Here is a 3,844-nt window from a genome sequence, read left to right on the forward strand (position 1 = left end):
TCTTCCACGGTACAGGTCTCCTTCCACCCCATCGGCAAGGTCCTCCTTGCCGACCAGTTGACCTGTTACCCATGTCGCCGGTCTATTCTGTTACCCATGTAGCCGGTCAGGACCCGCGCCACCTTCTTCCACAAGGGGAGAAGGGAAGGCGGTCTCGTCGTTCGACCCAGATATTCCGACCTGCGGAACATGACGCCGCCTCTGGCATCGGAGGCGGCGTTTGCCGTTTGGCACCCGACAAAATCTGTGTACGAATGGGCCAAGACCGGTCATATCAGGCCGTCCGAACAAGGGAGAAAACACAATGCGTGAAGCCGTTATCGTTTCCTATGCACGCACGGGACTGGCGAAGTCCGCCCGCGGCGGGTTCAACATCACTCCGCCGATGTCGCTGGCGGCGCACGCCATCAAGCATGCCGTCGAGCGCGCCGGCGTCGACAAGGACTATGTCGAGGACTGCTATCTCGGCAATTGCGCGCACGGCGCGCCGAATATCGGCCGCCAGGCCGCGCTGCTCGCCGGCCTGCCGAAGTCGACCGCCGGCGTCTCGGTGAACCGCTTCTGCTCCTCGGGGCTGCAGACCATCGCGATGGCCGCCAACTCGATCCGTTCCGACGGCGCCGAATGCATCGTTGCCGGCGGCGTCGAGAGCATCTCGATTCCCGGCGGCGGCACGCCGAAGGAATCGGTCGATCCTGAGTTGCTCAAGACCGCGCCCGACATCTTCATGGCGATGATCGACACCGCCGACATCGTCGCCGAGCGCTACAAGCTGAGCCGCGAATACCAGGACGAGTTTTCGCTGGAGTCGCAGCGCCGCATGGCGGCCGCGCAGCAGGCCAACAAGTTCAAGGACGAGATCGTCCCGATGAAGACCAAGATGAAAGTGGTCGACAAGGTGACGAAGGAAGAGAGCATCAAGGACTATGTCGTCGACCGCGACGAGTGCAACCGTCCCGACACCACGATCGAGGGTCTTGCCAAGCTCGAGCCGGTGAGGGGGCCGGGCAAGTTCATCACCGCCGGCAATGCCAGCCAGCTCTCCGACGGCGCCGCGGCCGTGGTGCTGATGGAAGCCAAGGATGCCGAGAAGCGCGGCCTGGAGCCGCTGGGCCGCTTCGTCGCCTGGGCGACCGCCGGTTGCGAGCCGGACGAGATGGGCATTGGCCCGGTCTTCGCGGTGCCGAAGCTGTTGAAGCGCCACGGCCTGAAGATCGACGATATCGATCTCTGGGAGCTCAACGAAGCCTTCGCCAGCCAGTGTCTGTACTGCCGCGACCAGCTCGGCATCGATCCCGAGAAGTACAATGTCAACGGCGGCTCGATCGCGATCGGCCACCCCTTCGGCATGACCGGCGCGCGCCTCACCGGCCACCTCCTGCAGGAAGGCCGCCGCCGCAAGGCCAAGTGGGGCGTCGTCACCATGTGCATCGGCGGCGGTCAGGGCGGCGCGGGCCTCTTCGAGATCTATAGCTGAGAACGGCTTCGGCTGAACGCCACATGAACCAACGCACGGCGCCTCAAGCGCCGTGCTTTTTTGTGTGTCGCGCTCTCTCCTCCCGTCATCGTCCGCGAAGGCGGACGATCCAGTATTCCAGAGACGTCAGCGCTTTGCTGAGGGGCCGCGGCGTACTGGATGCCCCGCCTGCGCGGGGCATGACGGCGAGGTATGCGTCTGCGCAACTGGATACCGCAACAGCCATTTCGGCTTCGCCAGCGCATCTCACGCAAACCCCAATCGAACCGGTTCTTTTCTCGCTGCGTCTCACCACCGATGGGGGTGTGACATCAGCCACTGTCTGGCCCTGCCGGATGGGCTGGAGTCTGCGCGCTATGCAGGAAAGGGATCCAATGCGTTTGATTGCTAATTGTCTTGTCACTACCAGCCTGGTGCTGGTCACCGCGCTTGCCGCTTTGCCTGCGCGCGCGGCTGACGTCGATGCCGCTTCGATGGTGGATGCGGTGACCGTCTATCCTGATGGCGCGAGGGTCACCCGCGTCATCACGCTCGATCTGCCGTCCGGCGACAGCACGCTGGTCGCCAAGGATTTCCCGCTGTCGCTCGACCCATCCTCACTGCGTGTCGAAGGCGACGCGGACGGCGAGCTGACGATCGGCTCGATCGACACGCGGCAGCCGCGGGCGGCGCCGCCGCTGAACCTGCCCGAGCTCGACAAGCGGATCGAGGCGTTGAAGGATGAGCGCGCCAATCTCCAAGGGGCGATCGACGCCGCCAAGGCGCGCCGCCAGTTCGCCGAGCGTTTTGCGGAGGCCGCCCCGGTCGGCATCGGCGAAAAGGGCGAGGCGCGGCCGCTGTCCGAATGGCGCGCCGCTTTTGCCGCCGTTTCCGAGGAGATCGCGATCGCCGATACCGCGACCCGTGAAGCCGAGCGCAAGCAGCGCGACCTCGACCGCGAGATCGCGCGGCTGGAATCCGATCGCGCCGCCAAGCCGCCGAGCAAGCTCGAGGTCCGTATCGACCTCGCCGCCGCGACTGCCACGAAAGCCACCCTTCGCATCACCTATTCGGTGCGCAATGCGCGCTGGGCGCCGATCTATGACGCACGCCTCGATACCGGCGCCAAGGACCGAAAACCCTCGCTGGAGCTGGTGCGCCGCGCCGAGATCACGCAGTCGACCGGCGAGGACTGGTCGAATGTCGCGCTCGGCCTCTCCACCGTGCGCATTGCCCGCGGCGGCAGCGCGCCCGAATTGAATTCGCTGCTCGTGCAATATCCTCAGCCGCCGCGCCCGGTGCCGCTGTCAAGCGCCGTGCCGGAGCTGGCGCAGCCGGCGCCCGCATTGCGCGCGGCGCCGGCTGCAAAGGCCGCCGACGCGTTTGATGCGCGTGAGCGCGCGGACGAGCAGCAGGCGGTGGCCGAGATCGGCGACTTCCAGGCCACCTTCAAAATCCCCGGCCGCGTCAGCCTCGGCGCCAGCGAAGGGGCCAAGAGCCTGCGCATCGGAAGCAACGTGATCGCGCCGGAACTGACGATCCGCGCCGTGCCGGTGCTCGATCCGACGGCGTTCCTGGAGGCGAGCTTCAAGCAGGCCGAGGACGCGCCGCTGTTGCCCGGCCGCGTCGCCATCTATCGTGACGGCGTCTTCGTCGGCCGCGGCCAGATCGCTTCCGCCGGCAAGGATGAGGTGGTGCGGCTCGGCTTCGGCGCCGACGACAAGGTCAAGATCGAGCGCTCGGTGGTCAAGCGCAACGAGGGCTCGGCCGGCCTGATCGTGACGACGTCGAAGACCGACGAACGCGCCTTCAAGACCAGCGTGCGCAACGGCCATGATTTCCCGATCCGTATCGCGATCGAGGATCAGCTCCCGGTCAGCGAAAACGAGGAGATCGTGGTCGAGATGCTGCCGCAGACCACGGCGCCGACCGCGACCAATCTGCGCGACAAGCGCGGCGTGCTGCAATGGACGTTCGATGCCAAGCCAGGCGAGCTCAAGGAGATCAACTTCGCCTGGCGCATCCGCTGGCCCAAGGACAAGGGCGTCGTCATGACGCCGGCGGGGTGAGCGGTTCTTACCTCGCCCCGCTCTTGCGGGGAGAGGTCGGATTGCGAAGCAATCCGGGTGAGGGGCTCTCTCCGCGAACACGTCTGTCACCGTGATCGTGGAGAGAGGCCCGCACCCCCACCCAACACCCCGCGAAAACGGGGTGGGGGTGGAGTGCGACCATGGCCCTGCCGGAGTGGGCGCCGTCCCGCGGCCCGCAGTCGGGGTCGGGGGCGGTGGTGGGTGCGGGGGGGGGGGGGGACGGGGGGGGGGGGTGGGGGGCGCCGCGGGTGGGGGGGGGGGGGGCCGGGGGGGGGGGGGGGGGGGGGGGGGGGGGGGG

At 67.0% G+C, this 3,844-nt stretch carries 2 protein-coding genes; both read left to right on the forward strand.

Annotated elements, in window-relative coordinates; genetic code table 11:
• The first annotated feature begins 304 nt into the window (after positions 1-304).
• A complete protein-coding gene (locus ACZYOF_RS42755) occupies positions 305-1,477 on the forward strand; it encodes a thiolase family protein (RefSeq protein WP_463719493.1) in 1,173 nt (390 codons plus the stop codon).
• Positions 1,478-1,851: 374 nt separating this feature from the next.
• Entirely contained in the window at positions 1,852-3,525 is a 1,674-nt protein-coding gene (locus ACZYOF_RS42760; protein WP_463719494.1) for a mucoidy inhibitor MuiA family protein, read from the forward strand.
• Positions 3,526-3,844 lie beyond the last annotated feature (319 nt).

The sequence above is a fragment of the Bradyrhizobium sp. LeoA1Lang genome (genome assembly GCF_055413685.1).